This is a genomic window from Halomonas sp. AOP7-E1-9, assembly GCF_052376035.1.
GTDB classification, from domain to species: Bacteria; Pseudomonadota; Gammaproteobacteria; order Pseudomonadales; family Halomonadaceae; genus Vreelandella; species Vreelandella citrativorans.
The window spans coordinates 98,190-123,309 of the sequence record NZ_JBQSVC010000004.1; the positions used below are offsets into that span (position 1 = coordinate 98,190).

Annotated in this window: 23 protein-coding genes; 6 read left to right on the forward strand and 17 right to left on the reverse strand. The window is 57.7% G+C overall.

Going from position 1 to position 25,120, the window contains the following annotated elements; genetic code table 11:
* Complete coding sequence (locus tag ACT3R4_RS03980) at window positions 1–876, reverse strand: pirin family protein (protein WP_441677690.1); 876 nt, start codon at window positions 874–876, stop codon at window positions 1–3.
* Between the two features lie 197 nt (window positions 877–1,073).
* On the opposite strand from ACT3R4_RS03980, the gene ACT3R4_RS03985 reads away from it, so the two are divergent.
* On the forward strand, window positions 1,074–2,099 hold the full coding sequence (locus ACT3R4_RS03985) for a PDDEXK nuclease domain-containing protein (protein WP_193057302.1): 1,026 nt from the start codon (window positions 1,074–1,076) through the stop codon (window positions 2,097–2,099).
* Between the two features lie 81 nt (window positions 2,100–2,180).
* Here the strand turns inward: ACT3R4_RS03985 and ACT3R4_RS03990 are convergent, their stop codons facing one another.
* The 4 genes from ACT3R4_RS03990 to ACT3R4_RS04005 all read right to left on the reverse strand — a co-directional run bounded on the left by ACT3R4_RS03990 (window position 2,181) and on the right by ACT3R4_RS04005 (window position 5,382).
* Window positions 2,181–2,855: a helix-turn-helix transcriptional regulator gene (locus ACT3R4_RS03990; protein ID WP_441677689.1), complete on the reverse strand. Its 675-nt coding sequence runs from the start codon at window positions 2,853–2,855 to the stop codon at window positions 2,181–2,183.
* 93 nt (window positions 2,856–2,948) lie between these two features.
* Complete coding sequence (locus ACT3R4_RS03995; protein ID WP_441677687.1) at window positions 2,949–3,719, reverse strand: SDR family oxidoreductase; 771 nt, start codon at window positions 3,717–3,719, stop codon at window positions 2,949–2,951.
* Window positions 3,720–3,785: 66 nt separating this feature from the next.
* Window positions 3,786–4,574, reverse strand: a complete 789-nt coding sequence (locus tag ACT3R4_RS04000; RefSeq protein ID WP_441677685.1) for an SDR family NAD(P)-dependent oxidoreductase — start codon at window positions 4,572–4,574, stop codon at window positions 3,786–3,788.
* On the reverse strand, window positions 4,564–5,382 hold the full coding sequence (locus ACT3R4_RS04005; protein WP_441677683.1) for a MoaF C-terminal domain-containing protein: 819 nt from the start codon (window positions 5,380–5,382) through the stop codon (window positions 4,564–4,566). The genes ACT3R4_RS04000 and ACT3R4_RS04005 overlap by 11 nt, the downstream gene beginning before the upstream one ends.
* 250 nt (window positions 5,383–5,632) lie before the next feature.
* Here ACT3R4_RS04005 and ACT3R4_RS04010 point away from each other — a divergent pair, with 250 nt between their 5' ends.
* Both ACT3R4_RS04010 and ACT3R4_RS04015 read left to right on the forward strand, forming a co-directional pair.
* A complete protein-coding gene (locus tag ACT3R4_RS04010; protein ID WP_496201197.1) occupies window positions 5,633–7,027 on the forward strand; it encodes an APC family permease in 1,395 nt (464 codons plus the stop codon).
* Window positions 7,028–7,105: 78 nt separating this feature from the next.
* Window positions 7,106–8,215 carry a class II histone deacetylase gene (locus ACT3R4_RS04015; RefSeq protein WP_441677679.1) on the forward strand — a complete coding sequence of 370 codons (1,110 nt, stop codon included), beginning with the start codon at window positions 7,106–7,108 and terminating at the stop codon, window positions 8,213–8,215.
* Window positions 8,216–8,370: 155 nt separating this feature from the next.
* Here the strand turns inward: ACT3R4_RS04015 and ACT3R4_RS04020 are convergent, their stop codons facing one another.
* Window positions 8,371–9,996 (reverse strand): GMC family oxidoreductase, encoded by a 1,626-nt coding sequence (locus ACT3R4_RS04020; RefSeq protein ID WP_441677677.1) that lies wholly within the window; start codon window positions 9,994–9,996, stop codon window positions 8,371–8,373.
* Window positions 9,997–10,402: 406 nt separating this feature from the next.
* Window positions 10,403–11,326, reverse strand: a complete 924-nt coding sequence (locus tag ACT3R4_RS04025) for a LysR family transcriptional regulator (protein ID WP_441677675.1) — start codon at window positions 11,324–11,326, stop codon at window positions 10,403–10,405.
* Between the two features lie 605 nt (window positions 11,327–11,931).
* Between ACT3R4_RS04025 and ACT3R4_RS04030 the strand changes: the two genes are divergently transcribed.
* Window positions 11,932–13,317, forward strand: coding sequence for a sodium-dependent transporter (locus ACT3R4_RS04030; protein WP_441677673.1), 1,386 nt, complete (start codon window positions 11,932–11,934; stop codon window positions 13,315–13,317).
* A gap of 46 nt (window positions 13,318–13,363) precedes the next feature.
* On the forward strand, window positions 13,364–14,710 hold the full coding sequence (locus ACT3R4_RS04035) for a pyridoxal phosphate-dependent decarboxylase family protein (RefSeq protein WP_441677671.1): 1,347 nt from the start codon (window positions 13,364–13,366) through the stop codon (window positions 14,708–14,710).
* 81 nt (window positions 14,711–14,791) lie between these two features.
* Here ACT3R4_RS04035 and ACT3R4_RS04040 read toward each other — a convergent pair whose 3' ends face one another.
* From ACT3R4_RS04040 to hpaD (ACT3R4_RS04060), 5 genes are all read right to left on the reverse strand, one after another.
* The gene (locus tag ACT3R4_RS04040) at window positions 14,792–15,082 is read right to left on the reverse strand and encodes a GMC oxidoreductase (protein WP_441677737.1); all 291 of its coding nucleotides are present in this window, start codon (window positions 15,080–15,082) and stop codon (window positions 14,792–14,794) included.
* 98 nt (window positions 15,083–15,180) lie between these two features.
* Window positions 15,181–15,615, reverse strand: a complete 435-nt coding sequence (hpaR, locus tag ACT3R4_RS04045) for a homoprotocatechuate degradation operon regulator HpaR (RefSeq protein ID WP_441677669.1) — start codon at window positions 15,613–15,615, stop codon at window positions 15,181–15,183.
* 264 nt (window positions 15,616–15,879) lie between these two features.
* The gene (gene gabD, locus ACT3R4_RS04050; protein ID WP_441677667.1) at window positions 15,880–17,331 is read right to left on the reverse strand and encodes an NADP-dependent succinate-semialdehyde dehydrogenase; all 1,452 of its coding nucleotides are present in this window, start codon (window positions 17,329–17,331) and stop codon (window positions 15,880–15,882) included.
* Window positions 17,332–17,403: 72 nt separating this feature from the next.
* Complete coding sequence (gene hpaI, locus ACT3R4_RS04055) at window positions 17,404–18,207, reverse strand: 4-hydroxy-2-oxoheptanedioate aldolase (RefSeq protein ID WP_193056948.1); 804 nt, start codon at window positions 18,205–18,207, stop codon at window positions 17,404–17,406.
* A 30-nt stretch (window positions 18,208–18,237) separates the two neighbouring features.
* Window positions 18,238–19,092 (reverse strand): 3,4-dihydroxyphenylacetate 2,3-dioxygenase, encoded by an 855-nt coding sequence (gene hpaD / locus ACT3R4_RS04060; RefSeq protein WP_441677665.1) that lies wholly within the window; start codon window positions 19,090–19,092, stop codon window positions 18,238–18,240.
* 139 nt (window positions 19,093–19,231) lie between these two features.
* Here hpaD (ACT3R4_RS04060) and hpaA point away from each other — a divergent pair, with 139 nt between their 5' ends.
* Window positions 19,232–20,131 carry a 4-hydroxyphenylacetate catabolism regulatory protein HpaA gene (gene hpaA / locus ACT3R4_RS04065; protein ID WP_441677663.1) on the forward strand — a complete coding sequence of 300 codons (900 nt, stop codon included), beginning with the start codon at window positions 19,232–19,234 and terminating at the stop codon, window positions 20,129–20,131.
* 12 nt (window positions 20,132–20,143) lie between these two features.
* Here hpaA and hpaH read toward each other — a convergent pair whose 3' ends face one another.
* From hpaH to ACT3R4_RS04090, 5 genes are all read right to left on the reverse strand, one after another.
* A complete protein-coding gene (hpaH, locus tag ACT3R4_RS04070) occupies window positions 20,144–20,944 on the reverse strand; it encodes a 2-oxo-hept-4-ene-1,7-dioate hydratase (RefSeq protein ID WP_441677661.1) in 801 nt (266 codons plus the stop codon).
* The gene (locus tag ACT3R4_RS04075; protein ID WP_441677659.1) at window positions 20,931–21,821 is read right to left on the reverse strand and encodes a fumarylacetoacetate hydrolase family protein; all 891 of its coding nucleotides are present in this window, start codon (window positions 21,819–21,821) and stop codon (window positions 20,931–20,933) included. Before ACT3R4_RS04075 ends, hpaH begins: the two co-directional genes overlap by 14 nt.
* Window positions 21,822–21,889: 68 nt before the next feature.
* On the reverse strand, window positions 21,890–22,870 hold the full coding sequence (gene hpaD, locus ACT3R4_RS04080; protein ID WP_441677657.1) for a 3,4-dihydroxyphenylacetate 2,3-dioxygenase: 981 nt from the start codon (window positions 22,868–22,870) through the stop codon (window positions 21,890–21,892).
* A gap of 72 nt (window positions 22,871–22,942) precedes the next feature.
* Window positions 22,943–24,451 carry a 5-carboxymethyl-2-hydroxymuconate semialdehyde dehydrogenase gene (gene hpaE / locus ACT3R4_RS04085; protein WP_441677655.1) on the reverse strand — a complete coding sequence of 503 codons (1,509 nt, stop codon included), beginning with the start codon at window positions 24,449–24,451 and terminating at the stop codon, window positions 22,943–22,945.
* A 28-nt stretch (window positions 24,452–24,479) separates the two neighbouring features.
* Window positions 24,480–24,866 (reverse strand): 5-carboxymethyl-2-hydroxymuconate Delta-isomerase, encoded by a 387-nt coding sequence (locus tag ACT3R4_RS04090; protein WP_441677653.1) that lies wholly within the window; start codon window positions 24,864–24,866, stop codon window positions 24,480–24,482.
* Window positions 24,867–25,120: the final 254 nt, after the last annotated feature.

Consider the following 25,120-nt stretch of genomic DNA (forward strand, 5'->3'; position numbering starts at 1 on the left):
TTAGGCGTTCAGCCCGCCAAACTTACCGGCCTGATAATCCTCGACCGCCTGCACAATCTCTTCCCGAGTATTCATCACAAACGGCCCGTGCGAGTAAACCGGCTCATCAATGACATCGCCATGGCCAAACAGCAGCTGAGCGTCGCTTGCGGCTTCAATCACAATGCTATCGCCCTCCCGGTCCAGTTCAACCAGTTGATGGGGTTTGGTGGATTCACCACTCACCGTCACGTCGCCACTCACCACATACAGAAACACCTGCCGCCCAGCGGCAACGGGCAACTGCTCGCGCGAACCGGCAGACAGCTTAAGCGTCGACATAAACACATTGGTTAACGTCTCGATAGGGCCGCTCGTATCGCCCCACTCCCCGGCGATCAAGTTCATTTCGCCGCCACCTGGTAGCGCAATTGCCGGGATTGAATCCTGTTGAAGGCCCATATAGCGCGGTTCGCTCATTTTCAAACGCGCAGGCAGATTGATCCAAAGTTGAAGGATTTCCAGCGGGCCACCATCACGCAAAAACTCAGCGGGCGAGATTTCCGCATGCACAATACCGCTACCCGCCGTCATCCACTGCACGCCGCCTTTATGAATCACGCTCTGGTGCTTGGCGCTATCGGCATGAGCAAGCGAGCCTTCCAGAATAAACGTTACCGTTTCAAAGCCCCGGTGCGGGTGTGGACCAAACGGCAAGCCTTGATTATTGGCCGGATACACCTGCGGGCCGTGATGATTCAAAAACAGAAAAGGATCCAACTGATCAAGACTAGGCCCAGGCAGCGGCCGCCGAGTGACCAGATCACCAATATCATCGCGGTGTGCCGGGTGCTGGGCGGTAACGCGGCGAACTGAGTTAACGGATGAGTCCGACATAAAATACTCCTTAACAAATTACCTTTAGCTTAAAACCTAAGCTAAAGAATGAGGAGCGAATAGTTTTCTTTGGATTGTTCAAGGAAATTGATGGGTGCTTATCTACATATCGGCTTACGCTTATATTTTCACAGGTAAAATTGCTATTGTTGAGGCCGGCCTAGTTGCCATCTTTTATTACGCCTGAGGTTAAGCCTATGACTGAGCAGAACCCAGCGGCCTTTAGCGACCTTATTAGCGCAATTACCCAGCAGATAGAACAAGCACGCGGACAGGTGCGCCAAGCCGTCAACACAGCCATGGTGCAAAGCTACTGGGAAATAGGCCGCTTGATTATCGAGCATGAGCAGCAAGGCAACAGCCGTGCGGAATACGGTAAGCAACAGTTACAGCAGCTTTCGAAACAACTAACCGAACGGCTGGGTAAGGGCTTTGATGTGCGCAACCTACGTAATATGCGCCAGTTTTATCAAAACTATCCAAAACGGAACGCAGTGCGTACCGAATTGAGCTGGACCCACTACCGCACCCTGTTACGGGTGGAAAATGCTCAAGCCCGCGACTGGTATTTGCAAGAGACCATCAACCAAAGCTGGAGCGCGAGAGCTTTAGAGCGCCAGATTAGCGCCCTCTACTACGAGCGTCTGCTAGCCAGTCAGAATAAGGCGCTGGTAGAACAGGAAGCAAAAGACAACACCCAGCCGCTGGCGGAAACCGCCAAGGACTACCTGCGCGACCCTTACATTCTGGACTTCCTTAACCTGCAGGATAAAACCTACCAGGAAAGCCAGTTGGAACAGGCCATTATCAGTAACCTTCAGCAGTTTCTGCTGGAACTAGGCAAAGGCTTTGCCTTTGTGGAGCGCCAGCAGCGCATCCGCTTTGACGACGAAGATTTCTACATCGACTTGGTATTCTATAACTTCAAGCTGAAGTGCTTTTTACTGGTAGACCTGAAGCTCGGCAAGCTAAAGCATCAGGATATCGGCCAGATGGATACCTACGTGCGCCTATATGATGAACAGCGCAAAGGCAGCGATGACAACCCCACCATCGGCTTGGTGCTATGCAGTGAGAAAAGCGAAGCCGTGGTGAAGTATTCAGTACTCGCTGACCAGAAGCAGCTGTTTGCGGCAAAGTATCTGCCGTACCTTCCCTCCGAGGAGGAGCTCAAACGTGAGCTGGAACGCGAACGAGCGCGCGCCATTGAACAGCTTCAGTAACAGACATCGAGAACGAGTGAATTAGTAGTAAAAGTACTTTTCCGATGCCAGAGAGCAGTTGCCTTCTCACGCCACTTCAAGTCAGTCTAGATAAAGCCGACCAACCAGCTCGGTGCGATTGGTAACGTCGAATTTACGATACAGGTGATCGAGATGGGTCTTGACCGTAGAGGGGGCGATACCAAGCTCACGCGCCATGGCCTTGTTGCTGAGCCCTTGGCGCAACAGCGGCAGCAGCTGCTCTTCGCGCTCGGTTAACGCCACTCGCGCATGCTCGGGCAGCGCCGGAGCGGGTTCAAAGGCGCTGGTCGAAACAGCCAGCTGGAGCATTTCCTGAAGTGATTGCAGCGTATCAAACTCCTGCGGGGTAAATCGTCCGTAGTGTGACTTTCGCAGCAGTGACATGCCTATGGCTGGGCGGCTCTGGATATAAAACAGCACTTCGGTCACGTCCACAACGTCGTGCTGACTCAGAAACGTCTGATAGCCCTCGTTGTGTTGTTTCGATTGCAGCGCTTGAGCATCACGCAGGGAAACCACCCCACCGCCGATACGCTGGCAGTAACCGGGCTGAAGCGGGTCGAGGTGACGGTAGCGACGCAGGTAGCTGTCGTGCATCTGGGTAGGATCGCCGTGAAGCTGGAAGTCAAACGCGCTTAAGCGATCATTGATGCGATAGAACGCTGCAAGCGAAGCGGGCACGGCCCGGGTGAAGGCATTCAGACAGTAGGCACCCAGTTCCTGAGGAGCGTGCATGGCAGGCCGACTCCATGTTGATCAATGTCTTCAACATAACGAGTCGGCCGCGTGCGGGCAACGAGAACCTGCTGCTCATCACCCCGTCGCGCCTCAGTTGAGGGCCGTCACGCTCTCCGGCAGCAGGGCGCCACCATCAACGATAATGGTCTGCCCGGTAATGTATTTGGCCAGATCGGAGCCGAGAAACAGCATAGCGTTGGCGATATCTTCCGGTGCGCCCAAGTGGCCTAGCGGAATACCGCGCTCAAGGCTCTGACTGTGCTCGTCATCGCCAAGGTTATCCATCGCTGGCGTGCGGATCATGCCCGGCTCGACGCCGTTGATGCGAACGTTGGAGCCGCCCATTTCAAGCGCCGTGTTGCGGATGAAGCCGTTGACCGCCGCTTTAGAGGCGGCGTAATGGGTCAGGCCCGGATAGGCGACCCGATTGCCGGTAACCGACGACGTACACAGAATCACGCCCTGGCCCTTTTGCTTGAAATGCGGTAGCAGCGCCTGAGTCATCCAGAAAAGCGAATGCACGTTAACGGCAAACGTACGCTCGACCTTCTCCCGGGTGAGTTCTTCCAAGGGTGTCAGCGGGAAGTAACCTGCGTTGTGCACTAGTACATCGACCGGATCGCTGCCCTCGATCATGGCGCGGGTGGCGGCCTCGTCGGAAAGATCCACACCGTGAGCCTGAACCTGAAGCCCCTCTGTCGTCAGCTTTTCGGCCACGCATTTGGCCTGCTCTTCGTTGATATCGGCTAGCGTGACGCGGGCTCCGGCTTGGGCAAATCGGGTCACGATGGCTTCACCGATGCCTTGGGCACCGCCGGTGACCAGGACGTGCTGGCCGCTGTAATCGATACTGATACTCATGAACGGACTCCATTCGTCAAAAGCAGGGCGACCGGGCAATACTCAGCCCGACCGCCTTGCTATCTTTTAAAGGCCCTCGAAAGCGAGGGTGGGCATGTCGACGATGTGGGAACCACCATCAGCCATGATCATGCTGCCGGTAATGATGGCAGAGGTGGGACTGATCAAAAAAGCGCACACGTCAGCGATTTCTTCGGCGCTGGCCGCCCGTCGTAGTGGCACGTGTTGGGTCACACGGGCATAAGCGTCATCAAGAGACTCGTTGTAATGCGACATCAACGGCTGCATCTCCTCGTCGGCCATCGGCGTTCGAATCCAGCCAGGGCAGACGCAATTGACACGCACCCCCTTGGGTCCGTAATCGCGCGCCAGCGAGCGCGTCAGCCCGACGATCGCATGCTTAGCGGTAGTATAGCCGCAGATATCACCACCAGCCTGGAACGAGGCCAGCGATCCGAGCATGACAATGCTGCCCTGCTGCTTGATCAGGTGCGGCAAACAAGCGCGAGCGCTATAAAATGCCGTGTCCAGATTAAGTCGCATCGCCTTCTGCCAGTCGTCTTCGGACATATCGGTGGCCGCGCCCAGGTCATGGCCGCCCGCGCTGCAAATCAGGCTGTCGAGTCGGCCATACGTCTCAAGGATGCGCTCGCAGAACGCCTTCCACTCCGTGGAGCTGGCGGCGTCACCTGACAGCACCAGCCCGCCGACCTCCTCAGCCAGCGCCTCAAGAGGCGCCCGGCGGCATCCAATCAGTACCACGTTATGCCCGAGTGCGGCCTGTTGACGCGCACAGGCCTCCCCCACACCGGTACCGGCGCCGGTAATAACAACGGTGCGGGACTCAGAGGTCATCGGGATACTCCGTATCGCTCAGACGCTGGCAGTAGGAGGCCATGGGGAAATTGGCCAGCGGTGCATCTTCACTGTCGCCCACACCAAAAATCTTGCCGTCGCTGCGATGGTTCTGCTCATCCACCATGACGATGCCGAGCGTCGGCACGATCTTCTCACGCCAGATGAACAGATAAAGCGCATCGGTAATCTTGTAGTAGTGGCAAGCATCGGTGTCGCAAAGCCCTTGCTCCACCCCTTTCAAGCATTGCCAGGTGTAGAAGTTCTCGTTCAGATAGGTGTGCTCATAGACCTCGGTCGGGCTGTAACGGTAGAGGTTACGCACGCCGACCAATTCGTCGGTTGTAGCGTGTGGGCAGGCGCCGTCGTGGTAAGGCTTGTTCACAGTACCATGGCTGATGTCGACCTTCACATCGGTCAAGGGACGGCCGCCCAGCGCACGCTCGTAAAGCCCTGTTTTGATGACATCGAACGTGGGCATGGTGCCAATCACCTGCGTATAGCTATCGGTCAGCGTATCCAGCACCACCGTATAAGAGGTGCTCGGACGTGTGCTTTCATCCAGCCAGTCGAGCAGGTAAATGCGTTCACGTACCGAGGTGATGCGTACCTGGACCACCTCGCCGTCGTCGACGCGCAGTTGCTCCTGGTCGATGTCGAGGCGACGAACGTTACCATCGGCGTCGTGCAGCTCGATGCGCTTGCCGCTAAGGTCGGCCGAGTTATCCAACGCGTAGGAGTCTGTTTCAAAGCCCTTTTCAAGGCCGCTAACCGAGATCCAGTCGGAGTGGGGAGTTGTCGTTGTCATATTATTAGCTCCTTGATCTGCATGAGAGTCATATCCACCAATGGCGGTGAACGCTTTTTATCGTCGGCGTATAGCCATTGGCAGAAAATCCCCCAAATGGGGGAGGCCCAGCATTACGTGGCAAGAGCGGCAGGCAGAGGAAAATGTCTGGCAGCACCGAACAAGAATGAAGACCGGTTAAGGAGCAGATTGAATGTCAGGCTACTCGCACCAGCCACACAACAATTAAACCGGCAGGAGATGACTCGTTATGCTCGACACGTCAAAGGCGGGATCAGTCCCGCAAACAAGCACCTACATGCGACAGCAGATCGGCTTCAAGACCATGATCGCGATCTGTGTAGGCACTGTGGTAGTCCAGGGCGCCATGGTCTCCGCGTTGGTAGGCTTTGGCATCGGCGGCCTGAGCTTTCTGGCCGCCATGCTGGTGGCCACCTTGCTTGCTGTATGCAACGCCATGTCCTTTTCGGAACTCTCGCTGATGTATCCGCAGGCGGGCACGCTTGCCACCTACACGAAAAAGGCCATCGGCCATTTTCCAGCCATCGTCTCGGTCTTTGCAGGCTACGTAGTGGTCGCTATATTCGCGATTCCTGCCGAGTTTCTGCTGGTGGATGCCCTGCTGCAGATGCTGTTCCCCGAAATACTGCCGTCGCACTTGGTGCCAATCTTACTGCTGGTGATCATTGCCGTTCTCAACATTATGGGCACCGACGTCTTTGCCAAGCTTCAAAACGTATTCACCTTTTCCATGATCGTCGCCATTTTTCTCGTCGGTGCCACAGCGCTGATTCAGCCGCCCTCCACGGAAACCGCCCAGGTCGCAGCAGGCATCGACTGGGGCGTCAGCAACATTATCGATGGCAGCTTTATCGGCCTAGTCGCGCTGGCGATGTGGATGTTTGTCGGCTGTGAGTTCGTGTGTCCGATGATCAATGACATTCGTCAGCCGGAAAAACGAATTCCTCGCGCCATGTTCTTATCGCTTGGCATCATCTTTGTGTTGTTCTCACTGTTCTGCCTGGGAGCTGGCCGCTACCTCTCCGCTGAGACTCTCACTACTTCGCCCCTGCCGTATCTCGATCTGGTCAATAGCGTGTTTGGTCAAGCAGGGCTGATCATTGCCACCGTGATGGGGGTGACCGCGACCTGCAGTACGGTCAATACCGTGCTGGCCGCCGTACCACGTATGCTTTCAGGCATGGCCGATAATGGCCAGGCATTTTCTATCATGGGTAAAATGCACCCGCGCTATAACACGCCCTGGGTCGGCATTGTCTTTCTGGCGATAGGTGTGGTCGTGCCCTTTTTGCTGATCGGGCCCGATCAGATCATCACGCTAGTCATCGCTGCAGCCACCAGCTGGTTGCTGGCCTACATCGTCGCGCACATCAATGTAATGGTGCTACGCCGCCGCCGCCCCGACCATCGCCGCCCGTACCGCACACCCTTTTATCCGCTGCCGCAGATTCTCGGCATCATCGGCATGGCCTACGTCGCAGCCAACGCCTCCCCATCGCCCGAGATGACCACCTTGATCTATACGCTACTGGGCGTAGTACTGGGCGTCGTCAGCTTGATCGCGATCATCTGGGTCAAGTTCAAGATGAAAAAGGGCCTATTTGAGCCGGATCTTAGCGAATAAGGCCTGCAACAGCCCGTGGGGCGCTTCACGACGAACGCCTTTTTTCAGCGACGATGATTAGCCTTGAGGAGTTAAACGATGTCTCGCAGGACTGCCTTTTTCTTCGATGAACACTGCCTTTGGCATAGCGCCGGACAGTATGCGCTGACCTTACCGGTCGGTGGCTGGGTACAACCGCCGGCAGCTGGTGGGCTTGCCGAATCCCCCGAGACCAAGCGGCGTCTCAAAAACCTCATGGATGTATCTGGCCTGACCGACGCACTCAAAGTGCGCAGTGCCTCCCCAGCCACCAATGAACAACTACTGCGGGTCCATCCACAGTCCTATCTTGATAGTTTCAGGGCAATGAGCGACGCCGGTGGCGGTGAGTTAGGCGACCACGCGCCGATCGGCCCCGGCAGTTACGACATTGCCCGCCTTTCTGCGGGCCTTGCGATTGGAGCAGTGGCAGCCGTGATGAATGGGGAGGTCGATAATGCCTATGCCTTGTCACGCCCGCCGGGCCATCACTGCCTGCCGGATCAGGCGATGGGGTTCTGCTTCCTGGCCAATATTGCCATCGCCGTTGAAGAGAGCAAGGTACGGTTTGGCGTTGAGCGAGTAGCGGTGCTGGACTGGGATGTGCATCACGGTAACGGCACCCAAGAGATCTTCTACGAACGCGACGATGTCCTGACCATTTCTATGCATCAGGATGGCTGCTTTCCACCGGGGTATGGCGGTCTACATGATCGCGGCCATGGTGCTGGCGAAGGCTATAACCTAAACATTCCCCTGCCTCCCGGTTCGGGGGCCGATGCCTATAGACAGGCCATGGTCGAGATAGTCATTCCCGCACTAGAGCGCTATCAACCACAGCTCATCCTGGTGGCCTGCGGCTATGATGCCAATGCGGTCGATCCCCTAGCGCGGATGTTACTTTCCAGCGAGGCCTTCCGCGATATGACCCGACAGGTACGCGAGGCTGCGGAGAGACTATGTGAAGGGCGATTGGTGATGGTACACGAAGGAGGGTATTCGGAGGCCTATGTGCCGTTCTGCGGGCATGCGGTTATTGAGGCGCTATCAGACGTCACCACTAACGTTGTCGATCCGATGCAGGATTTTATTGCCCTACAGCAGCCGCGTGGTGCCACGGCCGCTTTTCTCGAGAGTGCGATTAGCGGCATGGCAGAACAGATAAGCTGATGGCAGTAGCCGCCTTCCCATGGGTCAGGCTGCGCCCTCACCCGTCACGCTCTACAAGCTGCCGGGCGTGGTGCTCAAGGTCATCAGCCTGATCCGACCACGTCACCCATTCAACAGGAACATCAGGGCGCTTCAAGATGAACCGCCCTGTCTTGTTAGGTCGCGTTGATCACATGGTCGACAGCCTTTTCCGCGACCGCGATGGTAGGTGCATTGGTATTCCCCCCGGGCAAGGTGGGGAAGACTGAGCAGTCGATGACGCGCAGTCCTTCTACTCCATGAACCTTTAGTTCAAGATCAACCACCGAATGCTCGGCATCAGGGCCCATGCGACAGGTACCCACGGGGTGATAGGTCGTTTTACAGTATTGGCGGACGAAGGTCTCAAGCGCCCGCTGGTTGTCCTCCATGCTCTGCGCCATCAGATGGCGCGCCTCGGGCGGCGAAAAAACCTCATCGATCACGTTTGAAAGCGCCGGCGTATCAAGTAACGCCATTCCGGCGCGCAGCGAACGCACCTGATGTTCGAGATCCTCAGGTGCGTCAAGGAAGTTGGCGTTGATGGCCATGCGCTGCTCTTTGCCTGAACCAATCAGGCGTACCGTACCGCGCGAGACCGGCCGCAGGTGGCCAACCTTGAGCGTAATACCATGCGTCCGCCCTCGACCGATGCCGTTGGGATCGTCCCAAGTGTCGAGCACCGGCATAAAGTGAATCTGAGTGTCTGGGCGGCCTTCATTGGCAGTATCCAGAAAGGCGCCGCCCTCCAGCACGTTGGAGGTCATGAGGCCGCGACGATGCAGTAGCCATTCGACCCCGTGGCGCAACGCCTTCAAGCCAACATCTTCACCGTACAGGGAGGTCGGGTCCTTGAGCGTGGCGTTGATTGATAAGTGCAGATGGTCCTGCAGGTTATCGCCTACCGGCAAGTCACGGAGGCACTCAATGCCCTGCTCGCTCAGGTGATCGCGAGGACCGATGCCGGAGGCCATCAGAATCTTCGGACTGCCGATTGCGCCAGCGCTAAGGATGACTTCGCGTCGTGCATGAAGGGTCATTTCGCCTTTTTTGGAATGATGGGCCTTGACGCCGATGGCCCTGCCCTTTTCGATGATCACTCTCTCGACATCGGTATCAGATAAAATGGTCAGGCGCGAATCGTGGCGCACCTCGCTCAGATAGGCCTTCGAGGTACTGTAGCGTTCGCCATTGAAAGTGGTGGTCTGGTAGTAGCCCACTCCCTCGCGGGTATTGTCGTTGAAGTCATTGACGTAGGGCAGCCCGAACTCCTGTCCGGCGCGCACGAACGCTTGCGATAACGGATGGCGATAGCGGTTTTCGCTCACTCTCAACGGTCCATCATTGCCGTGCAGGGGCCCGGCCAGCGACTCGTTGCCCTCACTTCGAATGAAGTATGCCAACAAATTGTCATAGCCCCAGCCGGTGCAGCCGTGGTCGTTTGCCCAGCCATCATAGTCGGTACGATGCCCGCGAATATAGATCATGCCATTGACCGAGCTGCTGCCGCCGATCAGTCGCCCTTGGGCGATGGACATGGCGCGGTTATTGGTCGCGCCGTGCGGGGTGGTCATGTAGGGCCAAGTCCGGGTCGGAATCACCTTGCCGACTGCGGCAGGCATACGAATAAGAAGGCTTGTGTCCGACCCACCAGCCTCAATGAGCAGCACAGAAACATCCAGCGCCTGAATCAAGCGATGCGCGATAACGCAGCCAGCCGAGCCAGCGCCGACGATGATGTAGTCGTAGTGGTGGTGTCGCATTTTGTCTCCTTGGCGAACGAAAGCGCCCGCGGCGCATCAAGGAGAGCGTAAGAGCCGGATTAGGTTATCAATTGACTAAATGTGCCAGGTTGTTGACTGTGCCTGCCTCATCGAATTTATTCTTTTTATATCAGTAATTTAAATAAAAATACTTTAGTAGAGTACCGTTACATATGGGCGCAGCGAAGCATCAATTATGTGGTTCCATTCGCTGCACTTCATCCAGCAGCCTCATCAGGGTGCGGTATTCCTCGGGGCCAAGCCGCTTCTGGATTTACTGGTATTGCCGCATCATTTCCCCTTTCATGCTGTCGAACAGCTCGTTGCCCTTGGAGGGCAAGGTCCCTCATAGCCTCAAATAGCCGAGTATGGCTGACGAAGGCGACATGTCTCAACGTCGAGTCGCTCAGTCTGTCGAATGACGCAGCGAAAACATCGAGTTCTGCAGATGATCGGCAATAATGGTTCTCATCCAGCGGTGCGCCGCATCATTGTGATGAATGCAGTGCCAGATCAGGTAATAATCGTGTTCGGGCACCTGGCTCAGAGGCAGGGATTTCCAGGTGATGGGATAGATTTCCGAAGCCTTTCTGGCAATATGTCTGGGTACGATCAGAAGCATTGAGGTTTCGCTGACGACATTGAAGGCTGCAGAAAAAAAGGGCACCTCAAAGGCGATACGTCTTTTCCTGTGAAGACGGTTCATTTCAATGTCGAAGAACCCGTCCTTTTCCCCACCGGCAGTAATCCTCACAAACGCATGCTTCAGCATGCTGTCGATGGATAGTGCCTTATTTATGAGAGGATGTTCCTTGTTCATCAAAACGACGGGGATATCGTTACCCAAGTGCACGCCGTAAATATTGGCCGGCACATCGTTGGTCATCGTAGCGGCAAAATCCAGCGGCCTTGCGCCAAGATTGACCAGCCATTCCGGCTGCCATATCTGATAATTCAGATCGATGCCGGCTCGATAACCCTCCAACACTGACAGCAGTTCAGGAAAGATAAAGTTGGCCACATAATCGGTGCAGGCAAAGGAAAAGCGCCGCTGACACAGCTGTGGGTCGAACTGCTCCTTTTGACGAAGATCGTTGATGCTTTCCAGTATCTCAAGCACTCTGGGCTTGAGCTGCTGCGCCAGTGCCGTCAGAAAATAGTCATTGCCTTCCCGAACCAGAAGGGGGTCATCAAAATAACCCCGAAGCTGGGAAAGCTGGCGGCTGATGGCTGACTGTGTCAGACGCAGTTCCTGAGCAGAGCGCGTCAGGTTTCTCTGCTCAAGAATGACCTTTAGGGTATGCAGTAGATTAAGGTTCAGTTTTACCACACGACCTTCCCGTACCAGAAAGCCTGTGCCATCACGGGCCAACTTATTATTAAAGATGAACTGCCTGTCGTCATAGCATAGGGATAAAGGAAATGTTAAAAAGTTTGCATTAACAACCACACTTCCGACACTAATGCCAGTTAGTTAGTGCTGACTGGCTTATTTCTGACTGGATATTTTTGATGTCGTACCCAAGCAGCCCGAGAGTAAAGCCACTCCCGAAGTATAAACGATAGCGCCATCTCCGTCATAGCTTTCACTACCATACGCACACGGCCGGACGGCACCACAGGTAGTATCGATAACCCATTAATAATAAAAAAGTGATCGAAGCTTATATGGGCAATGTCATCCCTAGCCTGACTGAAATATATAAAAAATTCGGTATCAGTAAGTCGCTGATGCCGGACTATTATAACGTCAGCCAGTGAATGAAAAACTAAATTGACCGGCATTACGCTTCCGGCCCCATTATTTATTTTGGGACTAGAGGCTCAAGAGGGTATGAGTTTAGCGCTAGCCGTAAATGCTCAATAGTCATTTCACCCATCCGATAAACGGCGATACGTTCGTAACCGTAAGAATAATAATGTCGGAGGTTGAAAATGAGTCACGATGTTTCATCGAGGGTAATGTCAGGTGCCGAAGGGAGTATGGCAACGCCTATCTGGAAAGGCCGATTGACGTTTATCATGGCCGCCTCGGGGTCGGCGGTCGGGCTAGGAAATATCTGGAAGTTTCCCTATGTCACGGGTGAAAACGGCGGCGGTGCATTCTTCCTGGTCTATCTCTTTTGCGTGGTGGGCTTTGGTATACCACTGCTAATGGCCGAAATAGGTATTGGCAGGGCAACGCGGAAGAATGCGCTGGATGCCTATGGCGACCTGAGCCAGAGGGCGGGAAGGCATTCGGCGTGGCGCTGGACCGGCGGTGTAGCTATCCTGACCAGCTTCCTGGTTCTTTCCTTTTATACGGTCGTGGCCGGCTGGTGTCTCTACTATTTCTGGCTGACGGTCACGGGTGAATTCTCGGCGGCGGATCGGATCACTCAATCGTTTACCAGTCAGACCTTTGATCATCTTCTAAGCGCTCCGACCCTTCTCATCATTTTTGGCTCCCTGTTTCTATTAGCGACTCACATGATCGTTCGTGCAGGCATTCAGGGGGGGATCGAAAAAGCAATCAATTGGCTGATGCCCATGCTGCTGGTGGTGTTACTGATTCTGGTAGGCTATTCGATCAGCCATGGGAGTTTCTCCGAAGCCGCCAAATTTCTGTTCTTTCCTGATTTCAGCAAGTTGAGCCTGAACGCCATTCTGGTGGCCATCGGTCATGCCTTCTTTACGCTGAGCCTGGCGTCGGGGTCGATGGTGACCTATGGCGCGTATATGCCTTCCCACGCCTCGATTCCCAAAACCGCCATCATGGTGGCCGTGATCGATACGCTGGTCGCGCTGGCGGCAGGTCTTGCCATCTTTCCGCTGGTCATGGAGTACGGTCTTGCGCCAAACGCCGGGCCCGGTCTGATCTTCATGTCATTGCCGTTGGTCTTTGGCCATATTCCCTTTGGACAAATCTTCGGCGCCGCGTTCTTCTTTATGCTGTTCATCGCCGCCCTGACGACATCCATTTCGTTGATGGAGCCCTCCGTGGCCTGGCTGGAGCAAAAGAGTCGTCTGTCGCGGACCCAAGCCGCTACCGTGATCGTTGCGCTGCTGTGGCTATTAAGTACGGCCGCGGCCCTGTCCTTCAACCTCTGGAATGCTCCCGTCTTCGCCGACAGAACGCTCTTTGATGCCCTCGATGGCCTGACCGCCAACATCATGATGCCGCTGGGCGGGCTGGCCACGGCGCTGTTTTGCGGGTTCTGTCTGAAAGGCACTCAGTTGCGTGACATGTTCGGTGACAGCCCGATCATCAAGCCCTTCCGGATCTCGGTGCGGTGCATTGTCCCGTGCTTCATCGTGATCATGATCATTGCCTCCCTTTAACCACGTATGCATGGCCCACTTCGGCCCCTGAATCAAGGAGAACGACATGTTTGAAGAACGCAGCATCGACATACTGAAAGAGTCCCTGACCACCCTTGCCAGGGGATATGAGCATCTGCCGGCGTTCGAGACGCAATATGACCGGCAAAAGGCCAGTGAGGTCATGGCGCAGGTTGCCGAGAAGATGTGGGATAATTACCCCTATCCGCATCCTCAATACGCCGGCCAGATGCTCAAGCCGCCTCACCCCATCGCTCGCATGGCCTACATGATGGCGATGTGGATCAACCCGAACAATCATGCCCTCGATGGCGGCAAGGCAAGCTCCGCCATGGAAAAAGAGGTGGTTCAGGACATTGCCAAAATGTTCGGCTGGACAAGCCATCTTGGCCATCTCACTAGTGGCGGCACGATGGCCAACCTTGAAGCGCTGTGGGTGGCCAGCCAAATTCATCCCGACAAGAAGGTGGTGGCCTCCCAGCAGGCCCACTACACCCATCATCGAATCTGTGGCGTTTTGAAGGTGCCTTTCGACTCGGTGGCTGTGGACGACAGGGCCAGAATGGATACGGCGGCCCTGGAAGACATGCTGAAGAAAGGAGATGTCGGCACCGTTGTCGTGACTCTGGGAACGACCGGTGTGGGCGCCGTCGACCCCCTGCCGGAAATCCTCCGGCTGCAGCCACGCTATGGCTTTCGGGTTCATGTCGATGCGGCGTATGGCGGCTACTACAAGCTGATCGACTCGCTTCCGGATCACGCGCGTGAAGCGTTTGCCTGCATCGATCAGGCGGACTCCATCGTCATTGATCCGCACAAGCACGGGTTACAGCCCTACGGCTGCGGCTGCATTGTGTTCAGGGATCCTGCCGTCGGCGCCTTCTACAAACACGATTCGCCCTATACCTATTTCAGCTCCGATGAGCTACACCTTGGTGAAATCAGCTTGGAGTGCTCGCGTGCCGGCGCTTCTGCCGTCGCCTTGTGGGCCACCATGCAGATGCTGCCCATCGTCAGGGAGGGTGAGTTCGCCCGCGGGCTGGATCAGTGCCGCGGCGCCGCCGTCGGGCTGTATCAGAAGCTGGTGGACAGCGACGAGTTCATCGTGCCGCTGGCGCCGGATCTGGATATTGTCATCTGGGCGCCCAAAGCCGGCTCAACCAGCGAGGTATCGCGCCTATCCCAGCAGATGTTTGAACAGGCCGAGGCGCAAGATCTTTATCTCGCCGCGTTCAATTATCCGTCGCATCTGATCCAGAAGGCCTGCCCGGAGATCGTCGTGGATAGCGAGTACACGGTGTGCCTGCGCTCGGCACTGATGAAGCCCGAGCATCTCGACTGGCTCGACACCCTCTGGAAAACGCTGATGGATGTTCAGCAGGGTCTGAAATAACGCGTGACCCAAGCCAATATAGTCTGTCATCAATACCGGGGCGCTCCATTGGAGTGCCCTTTTTGATTTAGACAGCGCTTTTCATGCAGCATTGATCATGATGTCGGCGGCTGTATCTGCCACCGCAATGGTCGGAACATTGGTATTGCCGCCGGGCAGATTAGGGAAGATGGGGCAATGGATAACGCGAAGTCCTTCCACGCTGTGAACGTTCAGCTTAAGGGGGCGCACCACCGAGCGCTCGGCGTCCAGCCTCATGCGGCAGGTGCCCACCGGGTAATAGGTCGTTCTGCAGTACAGGCGGACAAAGGCCTTAAGCGCCTGCTGGTTATCAGAGCGATCTGCTCCATCAGGTGGCCAGGGAAAAGATATTCTTGATCAAACTGGAAAACGATGGCGTGTCGAGCAGTATCATTTCAGTCCGTAGCGCGTACCCATCAATAAGGCTCGGATTTACGTTTATAGAATCATCAATCATCTGGTTCCAGCTTCTGCACTTCATCCAGCAGGCTCATCAAGGTGCGGTATTTCTCCGGGCCAAGCCGCTTCTGGATTTTCTGGTATTGGCGCATCATTTCCCCTTTCATGCTGTCGAACAGCTCATTCCCCTGGGGGGTCAGAGTGACGCAAAGCCGTCTCTGGTCGTTTTCGGGCTTCCAGCGACTGACCAGCCCATTCTGCTCAAGACGCACCAGCACCCCGGTCAGGCTCGGGCGTAGAATGCAGGCAAGCTCGGCCAACTGGTAGCTCTCCAGCGTCTGCTCTTCGGCTTGCCACAGGATGCGAATAACGCGCCACTGCTGCTCGGTAATGTTGTTGTGGTTAAGGTGTGGCCGGAAAAAATCCATGGCGGATTCACGGGCTTGAAGCAGTGCCAGAGTCATTGAAGGAGTCGGACGCGACATGTGCTGCCTTTTTCTAAAAAATTCCGAGACGATAGCGGCTCTTGTCATAGAATCGCCGAAGATAGGTGTAAAGCGGAGTCTTATCAAGGAGCGGACAATACCACACTCACTCGCTTGCTACATGACCTGACGCATGGCATCTGGATATCCAAAATGGCGCTTTTTCAGCGACCAGAAGTGATGCAACGAACCAGAAGTGACCGGCCCTCATGCGCGAGCCGGGGCCGACCATTCAGATCATATCAACTATAATGTAATGACTGTCTACTTGATTCCCATGCACAGATACTTGATTTCGAGATAATCCTCGATGCCGTAGTGGGAGCCTTCACGACCAACGCCCGAGGCCTTGATGCCGCCAAACGGAGCAACTTCTGTCGAGATGAGGCCCTCGTTGATGCCGACCATGCCGTACTCCAGTGCCTCGCCCATGCGCCAGCTGCGTCCCAGGTTCTGCGTGTAGACGTAGGCGGCTAAGCCGAAAGGCGTGTCGTTGGCCATGGCGATGGCCTCCTGCTCGGTGCTGAAACGAAACAGCGGTGCGAGCGGGCCGAAAGTCTCCTCACCGGCTACGTCCATCGCCTTCGTCACCTCACCCAGGACCGTCGGCTCGAAGAAGTTGCCGCCCAGCGCGTGAGACTCGCCGCCGCAGAGCACCTTCGCGCCGTGGCCGACGGCGTTGTCGATGTGGGCGCGTATCTTATCGACGGCTTTTTGATTGATCAACGGCCCCTGCTGGGCGCCCTCTTCTTCGGCAGCGGCGACCTTGAGCGCCTTGACGGCGGCGACCAGTTTTTCGCTGAAGGCATCGTAGACCGCATCGTGAACCAGAAACCGGTTGGTGCAAACGCAGGTCTGGCCGCTGTTACGGAATTTCGAGGCAATCGCGCCTTCGACCGCCGCGTCCAAGTCGGCGTCATCGAACACGATAAAGGGCGCATTGCCACCCAGCTCCATGCTCACCTTCTTGATCGTGCCAGCGCACTCTTCCATCAGTTGACGGCCGATCTCGGTGGAGCCGGTAAAGGAGAGCTTGCGGATGGTTTCGCTGTGGGTGAGCTCGGTACCAATCTCGCCGGCGCGTCCGGCCACCACGTTGAACACCCCGGCAGGTACGCCTGCGCGCTCGGCAAGCTCGGCCAGCGCCAGCGCGGAAAGCGGAGTCTCGGAGGCAGGCTTCAGAACCATCGTGCAGCCAGCGGCCAGTGCAGGGCCAGCCTTTCGGGTAATCATGGCGATGGGGAAGTTCCACGGCGTGATCGCCGCGACCACGCCCACTGGCTGCTTGATCACCACCAGCCGACGGTCGGGCTTGTCGTTGGGGATCACATCGCCGTAGACGCGCTTACCTTCCTCGGCGAACCACTCGATGAAGCTGGCGCCATAGTCGGCCTCACCGCGGCTCTCGGCCAGCGGCTTGCCCTGCTCCGCGCTTAGAATGCGGGCCAGGTCTTCCTTGTGCTCCTGCATCAGCGCGAACCAGCGCTTGAGAATGAGCGAGCGGGCCTTGGCGGTCATGTCACGCCATGCCGGAAGCGCCTTTTGGGCAGCATCAATGGCACGCTGGGTTTCGGCCGTGCCCACACGGGCTACGGTGGCAACGGTATCGCCGTTGGCCGGATTGGTCACATCAAAAGTGTCGCCGTTGTCAGCATCGAGCCATTGGCCGTTAATGTAGGCCTGTTGGCGTAGCAGACGAGTGTCGTTGAGATTCATGAGTCATTCCGAAATTGAGGGCCTGACATGCACAGGCCCAGGTGAAAACAAAAACGGGGAGCCGTCGCGTAATCAGTACACCGATGAGGCGGGCGTGGTCGGAACATCACCGTCCTTGAACTCGCCAGCCAGTGTTTTCAGCGAGCCCATCAACAGGCTGGTATCCACACCCACGGCCACGAAGGTGGCACCCAGTTCGAGGTAGCGCTTGGCCAACGTCTTGTTGGCCGAGAGAATGCCCGCGGCCTTGCCAGCCTGCTGAATGCGGCCAATACCGTCTTCGATGGCACGCTGCACGTTGTCGTGCCCCGGATCACCGCGGTGGCCGAGCGAAGCGCTTAGATCAGCCGGCCCGATGAAAACGCCGTCGACGCCCTCGACAGCGGCAATTTCATCCAGATTTTCCAGCCCCTCTTTGGTTTCGATCTGTACCAGCAGGCAGACCTCTTCATCGGCGTGATCGAGATAGCCCGGAATCGAGTTCCAGCGCGAGGCGCGCGCCAGAGCACTGCCCACCCCGCGGATGCCGACCGGCGGATAGCGAGTGGCGCGCACCAGTTCGCGGGCCTGCTCGGCGGTATCGACCATCGGCACCAGCAGCGTCTGAACGCCAAGATCCAAGTATTGCTTGATCGTCGCCGCGTCACCCACCGGCGGGCGCGCTACCGGCTGGACCGGATAAGGCGCCACGGCCTGAAGCTGCTCTAGAATGGTGCGCAGATCGTTTGGGGCGTGTTCGCCGTCAATCAAAAGCCAGTCGAAACCGGCGTTGGCGGCAAGCTCGGCACAGTAGCCGTTGGCAAGCCCCAGCCAGAGACCGATCTGGGCTTGCTGGTTGCCAATGGCCTGCTTGAAGGTATTGCTGGGCATGTCCATAAGGCACTCCTTGAAAGTTGGCGTATCGCTTTACATCGGGAAAACGGCGTTTATTTGACCGGTACCGGAGCTGCCGAACGGCGCGGTCAGGATTTCGGCCGGACGGTCATAGCCCTCGCCGAGCACGCCCATCAGCATCGCGGTGTCGTGCATGCCGCCCTCGCCGTAGCAGTGCTGGGCGTACTCCGGCAGCATCTTGCGAAACTCGTCAAACTTACCTTCGCGCCATAGCTCGACCACGCGCATATCCATCTGGCGGTCGAATTCGCGGGTCCAGCGGTGCAGGTTCTCGAGCGCATTGACGTTGTCGCTGAAGCGGTGGGAAAGCGACCCGGAGGCCAGCACCATCACCTTGTGATCGCTTGCCTCGATCGCCTGACGCACGGCGGCGCCGAAGCGAATACTGTCGTTCAGGTCGTGCCAGGCATCCCAGGCGGCGATGGAGATCACCTTGAAGGGCTGCTCTTCCGGCACATCCATGTGCATGTAGCGCATGGGCACCAAGGTGCCGTATTCGAGCTTGAGGCTCTCGATATTGTGCGCCATGGTGCGAATATCGGAGTCGTTGGCGTACTCGGCGATCGCCCGGCCCAGGTCGGGGCAGCCGTCGTACTTGTAGGCCATGTTCTGAATGAAGTGCGGCAGCTCGTTGCTGGTATAGATACCTTCAAAATGATCGCCGCAGTTGATGTGATAGCCGCTGTTGACCAACCAGTGCGTGTCAAAGACCACGGCGACGTCGGCGCCGAGTTCACGGGCGCGACGAGCGATCTCCTTGTGACCGGCGATCGCTTCGGCGCGACAGCCATGATGCGGTCCGGGCTGCTCGGAGAGGTACATCGAGGGGACGTGCGTGATCTTGGCAGCAAGTACGATTTCACCCATGAGAAAATTCCTTGAAACGGACGGGCTGGTCAAGGCGGCCTGCACGGCAGGCAGGCAACGTTATGGAGCGAAGCACCCGTCGGTGGTTAATATAGAGGCCTGTCGGACGGTAACACCGCGCAAGCTCAGGAGAACAATCATGGCGCTGGATCTCATTCCCAATATCACGATTGGTCAGGAGTACGACCAGCGCTATGCCGATGCGACGGTGCATTACGATGCGCTGGGTCGCATGGCGGATTTCTACGGGCGCAACATGCCGGTCCATCATCATGACCGGTTCTTTCAGGTGCACTACGTCAAAAGCGGCATGGTACGGGTCTATCTGGACGAGCGGCAATTTCACCAGCAGGGGCCGATGTTTTTTCTGACGCCGCCGACCGTGCCCCACTCCTTTACCACCGAAGACGGCAGCGACGGCCATGTGCTGACGGTGCGCCAGCAGCTGGTGTGGTCGCTGCTCGAAGAGATTCCCGAGCTGGGCGACGCCTCGACCGTGACCCCGGTGTGCGTGGCGACCGGCCGGGTCAGCGACGTGACGAGACCGGAAGTGAGTCGCATCGAACGGCTTTTTGACGAGCTGCGCCTCGAGTTCGAGGCCGACCGGCCAGGCCGGGAGGCGGCGCTGATCACCCTGACGCGGCTGATTTTCATCGGCCTGTTTCGACTGTCGGCCAACTCGCTCAAAGCCCAGAACGTGCGTCACGACGAGCTGTCGCTGTTTCACCGCTTCAATCTGGAGATCGAGGCCCGCTATCAGGCGCACTGGACGCTGGCGAACTATGCCCGCGCTCTCAACGTTACCGAGGCGCGCCTCAACAGCGTCTGTCGACGCATCGCCGGGGTGCCCAGCAAACGGGTGATTCACGACCGGGTGATGCAGGAGGCGCGGCGCCTTCTGATCTTCACCCGCATGAGCGTCAACGAGATCGCCTACCAGCTCGGGTTCAAGGACCCCGCCTACTTCTGTCGATTCTTTGCGCGTCATTCGGGTACCACCCCCTCGGGTTACCGTTGCGATCCGCCCGTTCGTGAATAGCGGGTGTGTCGTCTAGTCAAATGTCAATGACACGAACCCGAACGGGCCGTAGTCGGCTTCGATCCGGCTGCCGGACGGGCATTCGACCGGGCCGATGAACGAGCCTGACAGGATGACCTGGCCGGCCTCGATACGCTGACCGTAAGTCGCCATGCGCCGCGCCAGCCAGACGAGCCCGGTGACCGGATCGTCCAGCACGCCGGCGCCTAGGCCCGTGGCCACCACGTCGTTGTTATGCTTGACGATCGAGCCGACCCAGCGTAAATCCAGCGCCCGCGGGTCGTGGCGCTCACTGCCCAGCACGATGCCAGCGTTGGCGGCGTTATCGGAGACGGTATCAAAGATCACCCGCGCTTGACCGGTCTCTGCGTCCTTTCTGACGATACGGGTATCGAGAATCTCGATGGCCGGTGTCACGTAGTCGGTGGCGGCCAGCACGTCCTCGCGCGTGACCTCACCTTCCAGCGGTGCCTTCATGACAAAGGCAATCTCAGCCTCGATGCGCGGTTGGATGAAGTGGCCCTTCGGAATCACGGCGCCGCTGTCAAAGCGCATGTAGTCATAGAGCACGCCGCTGTCCGGCGTGTCGATACCGAGCGCATCCTGCATCACCTTGGACGTCAGGCCGATTTTCCAGCCGATGATGTCGTGCTCACCCTTCTTTCGCTCCATCTGGGCGGTCTGGATCGCGTAGGCATCATCCAGTGTCATGTTCGGATAGGCCTTTGACAGCAGCCCGATCTGCTCGCGACTTTTCTCTGCCTCGAGCAGCGCCTCTGCCGCGTCGTTGATTTGCGTCTCAGTGAGCGCCATGACGTTCATCCTCCACGCCGTTGATCAATTTGCCGATACCCTCGGCTTCCACCTCGACAACGTCGCCGGGCTTGAGCCAGATCGGCGGCTCGAAACGGGCGCCGGCGCCGGTGGGCGTGCCGCAGACGATGACATCACCCGGCACCAAAGTGGTAAAGGTCGAGACGTAATTCACGATGTAGCGGAAATCGAACATCATGCGTGAGGTGCGATCGTTCTGACGGACGTCGCCGTTGACCCGGGTGGTCAGTTCGATGTCATCAAGCTGCTCCGCGCGCTTGAACGGCACAAGCCAAGGGCCGATGGCACCGGTAGCATCGAAGTTCTTGCCCTGGGTGACGTTGAACTTGGCGTGGCGCACCCAGTCGCGAATGGTGCCTTCGTTGCACAGCGTCAGTGCGGCGATATGCTCATAGGCCTTTTCGCGGGAAATACGGCGACCGCCCTTGCCGATCACGATAGTGACTTCGCCTTCGTAGTCGAGCTGTTCGCTCTCCGGCGGGCGCACGAGGTTTTCGTTGTGGCCAACAAAGCTGCGTGGGAAGCGGATGAACAGCGACGGCTTGCTCGGCGCGGCCTGGCCGTCCTTATACTCCTCGTTGCGCGAGGGGAAGTTGACGCCGACGCAAATCAGCTTCTCTGGGTTGACGATCGGAATCAGGTAGGTGACGTCTTCTTCGCGGTAGCTTGGGCTGCGGCCGTCGGCGGCGCCGAGCAACTCATCGATGGCGCCGGCCTCGATCACTTCCTTGAGTCCCTTGAAGCGGGCACCGAACTCCGGTGTCAGGTCGACGATGCCGCTGTCGGTAACGACACCGTAGCGGTCAGCACCATTGGCACGGAAGGAAGCGAGGCGAGGCGGAAGGGCGTTACTCATGAACAGTCTCCTGATGGCCCGAGCGGTCCCGGGCCCTTTGAGTCAATGGTGCGACGTAAGGCCCCGGCTCAGGGCGCGACGATCGGCGTTGCGTTGAGTTGGGAATCCACCGGCTCGAGATTCTCGAACTCGGAACCGTGTTCGAACCAGGAGCGCGGTGCCGGAGCACCCCACAGCGTCTGGCGCTGCGGATCCTTCAGATCCCACTTGATCGCCTCAAGGTCCGGATCAACGGTCTGGTAGTCCGAGCAGTAGATCTCGATGCGGTGGCCGTCCGGGTCGAGGATGTACAGGAAGAAGGCATTGGAAATGCCGTGACGGCCCGGGCCGCGCTCGATGTTGGCAACGTAGCCGGTGGTGGCCATCAGATCGCACAGATCGATGATGTTCAGCGGTGTGGGCACCCAGAACGCGGTGTGGTGCAGGCGCGGGCCGCGGCCGTTGGTGAAGGCCATGTCGTGCACGCCGCCCTTGCGGTGGGTCCAAGCCGCCCACAGCTTGCCGCTCTCTTCGTCCTCGGTGTACTCGGTGACGCGAAAGCCGAGCTGGTTGTAGAACTCGACCGCCTTGTCGACGCTGGGCGAAAACAGGTTGAAGTGGTCGATGCGCAGCGGCTTGACGCCTTTATAGAGCGCGTACTGCTGATGGATCGGCGCGAGCCGGTCCATCTGGAAGTAGAGTTCGATTGGAACATCGAAGCAGTCGGTGGTGCGCAGCGTGCGGCCCTGGTAGGGGCGCTCGACCCACTCGACCGGGTGGCCTTGATCCTTGAACCAGTCGTGCGCCTTGTCGAGTTCCTGCTCGTCAAAGACTTTGAACGACAGCGATTGAACGGTCGCGGCGTCGCTTTTTTCCAGCACGATACAGTGGTGGCCGCGCTCTTCCATCGCACGCAGATAGATACGCTTGTCGTCTTCATCGGTGACTTGAAGACCGAGCGTATCGACGTAAAAGTGACGACTCTTCTTCAGGTCACGAACGCCGAACACGACATGACTCAGCCGAATGATGTTGAACGGAGGGTAGAGATTGGGCGTTGGAATAGGCATGACGAGACTCCTTTTTTCGACAAACGGGTGTTCGGCAAACAGGGCGGCACGCGCCGCCCTGCGACAACGGCGTCACCCGAGTTTCGGCACCTGGTGCACCTTGCGCGGGAAGGAGACATTGACCGTCTCCATATAGAAATCGAATGACCAGTCACCGCCGTCGCGGCCGATGCCGGAGGACTTCACGCCGCCGAAGGGCGACGGCAAGTGGCGCACGTTCTCGGAGTTGACCCAGATCATGCCCGCTTCCAGCTCGTCGGTCAGGCGCATGGCGCGGTCAAGGTCGCTGGTCCAGAGGTAAGCGGCCAAGCCGTACTGGGTATCGTTGGCCAGGCGCAGCGCCTCTTCTTCATCCTTGAACGGAATGGCGGTCAGCACCGGTCCAAAGATCTCTTCCTGAGCGATTTTCATGTCGTTGGTGGCGTTGGTGAACAGCGTCGGGCGTACGAAGCAGCCTTCTTCACCGACCTTTTCGCCGCCGGCGGCGATAGTGGCCCCCTCTTCACGCGCCTTATCGAAGTACGACAGCACTTTCTGTTCGTGCTCCGGGTGGATCAACGGGCCGACCACGGTGTCCGGGTCGAGCGGATGACCGACCTTCACGCCGTTGGCGACTTCCGCCACGCGGCGGGTGAATTCCTCGTAGATGTTTTCGTGCACCAGAAGGCGCGAGGAGGAGGTGCAGCGCTCGCCGTTGAGCGAGTAGATCATGAAGGTGGCGGCGTTAACGGCGCGCTCGAGGTCGGCGTCCTCGAATACGATAACCGGGTTCTTGCCGCCCAGCTCGAAGTGGAAGCGCTTCAGTGTCGGCGCGGCCTGGGCCATGATCAGCTGGCCGGTGCGGCTTTCACCGACGAAAGCGATCGCCTTGATGCCGGGGTGTTCGGTCAGGGCCTTGCCCGCGTCTTCGCCCATACCGTTAACGAGGTTCAAGACGCCCTTGGGCAGGCCAGCTTCCTCGGCGATTTCGACCAGCAGCTTAGCGGTCATCGGCGAGAATTCCGCCGGCTTGTGGACCACGGTGCAGCCCGAGGCCAAGGCCGGGGCGATTTTCCAGGTCGAGAGCATGAACGGCGTGTTCCACGGCGTGATGACGGCGATCGGGCCCAGCGGGCGCTTGGAGGTCACGTTCATCTGGGTGTCATTGCGCAGCGCCTGACCATCCTCGGCCTGAGGCGCCTGATCGGCATAGTAACGGAAGTTGGCCGCGCCGCGAATGGCCGCCTTGGACATGAAGCGCAGCGACTGCCCGGTATCCATGCACTCGGTGAAGGCGATCTCTTCGGCGCGGGCTTCGATAGCCTCGGCGACCTTGATCAGAATCTCGCGGCGCTCCTTGCCTGGCGTCTTGCTCCAGGTCTTGAACGCTTTTTCGGCGGCCTGTACGGCGCGATCGATGTCACTGGCGCCGCCGTGGGCGACGTTGGCAAGCGGAGCGAGATCAACCGGCGAAAGGGTCTCGAACGTCTTGCCAGAATCCGCTGGCACCGACTCACCGTTGATATGGTTCAAGACGCCCTGGTCGCGAAAACGCTTCATGTAGTCCTGCGCGCGGGCAATGTTGTCGTTCACTTGGCTCATCAAGAATCCTCCAGAAGGGGCATAGGGCTTACTGTTGGGACAGCCGGGCATGGATTGGGGTGTCTTTCCAGCTCAGCGCGGCATCGATTTCGCGGATTTCCAGTGACAGGGCGAAATGTGGGGTGGCAAGCGGTTCGGCCAGTACGTCTTGTACGGCTGCAAACAGCTGCTCACCGGCGGCCTTTAGATCACTTTGGGCGCGCCCGCTACCGACACTCAGGGTCATGGCCAGAAAATCGTTGTCCGGATGGTCATCGGCCACGATGCAGTGATCGGCAGCAAAAGCACGAACGCGGATACCGGCCAGCGGAAAGAGCTCTGACGCCACCATCACCCGATGGGCGGCTTGGCACACCTCGCGCACGTCAACGCGCTGCTCAAGGCTGGGTGAGTACTCGATATGCAGATGGGGCACGTCGTTCTCCTAAAGCCTGTAAAAAGGGGTAATGAACGGATCCACGCTCAACTTGTTAACATATTAATGATCAAAAAGAGGCACCGTGTCAAGCAGGGCCGCCTAATCATTTAGATGTACGCAAAATCTCGTTTCGCCCTTTTCGGACACTGCTGGACCGGGCAGTCGTGATTATCGCGACTAACTGATCGTTTATAGATTAACGAAAAAGCGAGGCACCAGACTGGCAGACCGACCAAGGTAGGGGGCATATT

Bases quoted from the DNA above. Each gene is read 5' to 3' on its own strand.
- ACT3R4_RS03980 (WP_441677690.1), bottom strand. From the start codon at position 876: ATGTCGGACTCATCCGTTAACTCAGTTCGCCGCGTTACCGCCCAGCAC.
- ACT3R4_RS03985 (WP_193057302.1), top strand. From the start codon at position 1,074: ATGACTGAGCAGAACCCAGCGGCCTTTAGCGACCTTATTAGCGCAATT.
- ACT3R4_RS03990 (WP_441677689.1), bottom strand. From the start codon at position 2,855: ATGCACGCTCCTCAGGAACTGGGTGCCTACTGTCTGAATGCCTTCACC.
- ACT3R4_RS03995 (WP_441677687.1), bottom strand. From the start codon at position 3,719: ATGAGTATCAGTATCGATTACAGCGGCCAGCACGTCCTGGTCACCGGC.
- ACT3R4_RS04000 (WP_441677685.1), bottom strand. From the start codon at position 4,574: ATGACCTCTGAGTCCCGCACCGTTGTTATTACCGGCGCCGGTACCGGT.
- ACT3R4_RS04005 (WP_441677683.1), bottom strand. From the start codon at position 5,382: ATGACAACGACAACTCCCCACTCCGACTGGATCTCGGTTAGCGGCCTT.
- ACT3R4_RS04010 (WP_496201197.1), top strand. From the start codon at position 5,633: ATGCTCGACACGTCAAAGGCGGGATCAGTCCCGCAAACAAGCACCTAC.
- ACT3R4_RS04015 (WP_441677679.1), top strand. From the start codon at position 7,106: ATGTCTCGCAGGACTGCCTTTTTCTTCGATGAACACTGCCTTTGGCAT.
- ACT3R4_RS04020 (WP_441677677.1), bottom strand. From the start codon at position 9,996: ATGCGACACCACCACTACGACTACATCATCGTCGGCGCTGGCTCGGCT.
- ACT3R4_RS04030 (WP_441677673.1), top strand. From the start codon at position 11,932: ATGAGTCACGATGTTTCATCGAGGGTAATGTCAGGTGCCGAAGGGAGT.
- ACT3R4_RS04035 (WP_441677671.1), top strand. From the start codon at position 13,364: ATGTTTGAAGAACGCAGCATCGACATACTGAAAGAGTCCCTGACCACC.
- hpaR (WP_441677669.1), bottom strand. From the start codon at position 15,615: ATGTCGCGTCCGACTCCTTCAATGACTCTGGCACTGCTTCAAGCCCGT.
- gabD (WP_441677667.1), bottom strand. From the start codon at position 17,331: ATGAATCTCAACGACACTCGTCTGCTACGCCAACAGGCCTACATTAAC.
- hpaI (WP_193056948.1), bottom strand. From the start codon at position 18,207: ATGGACATGCCCAGCAATACCTTCAAGCAGGCCATTGGCAACCAGCAA.
- hpaD (WP_441677665.1), bottom strand. From the start codon at position 19,092: ATGGGTGAAATCGTACTTGCTGCCAAGATCACGCACGTCCCCTCGATG.
- hpaA (WP_441677663.1), top strand. From the start codon at position 19,232: ATGGCGCTGGATCTCATTCCCAATATCACGATTGGTCAGGAGTACGAC.
- hpaH (WP_441677661.1), bottom strand. From the start codon at position 20,944: ATGGCGCTCACTGAGACGCAAATCAACGACGCGGCAGAGGCGCTGCTC.
- ACT3R4_RS04075 (WP_441677659.1), bottom strand. From the start codon at position 21,821: ATGAGTAACGCCCTTCCGCCTCGCCTCGCTTCCTTCCGTGCCAATGGT.
- hpaD (WP_441677657.1), bottom strand. From the start codon at position 22,870: ATGCCTATTCCAACGCCCAATCTCTACCCTCCGTTCAACATCATTCGG.
- hpaE (WP_441677655.1), bottom strand. From the start codon at position 24,451: ATGAGCCAAGTGAACGACAACATTGCCCGCGCGCAGGACTACATGAAG.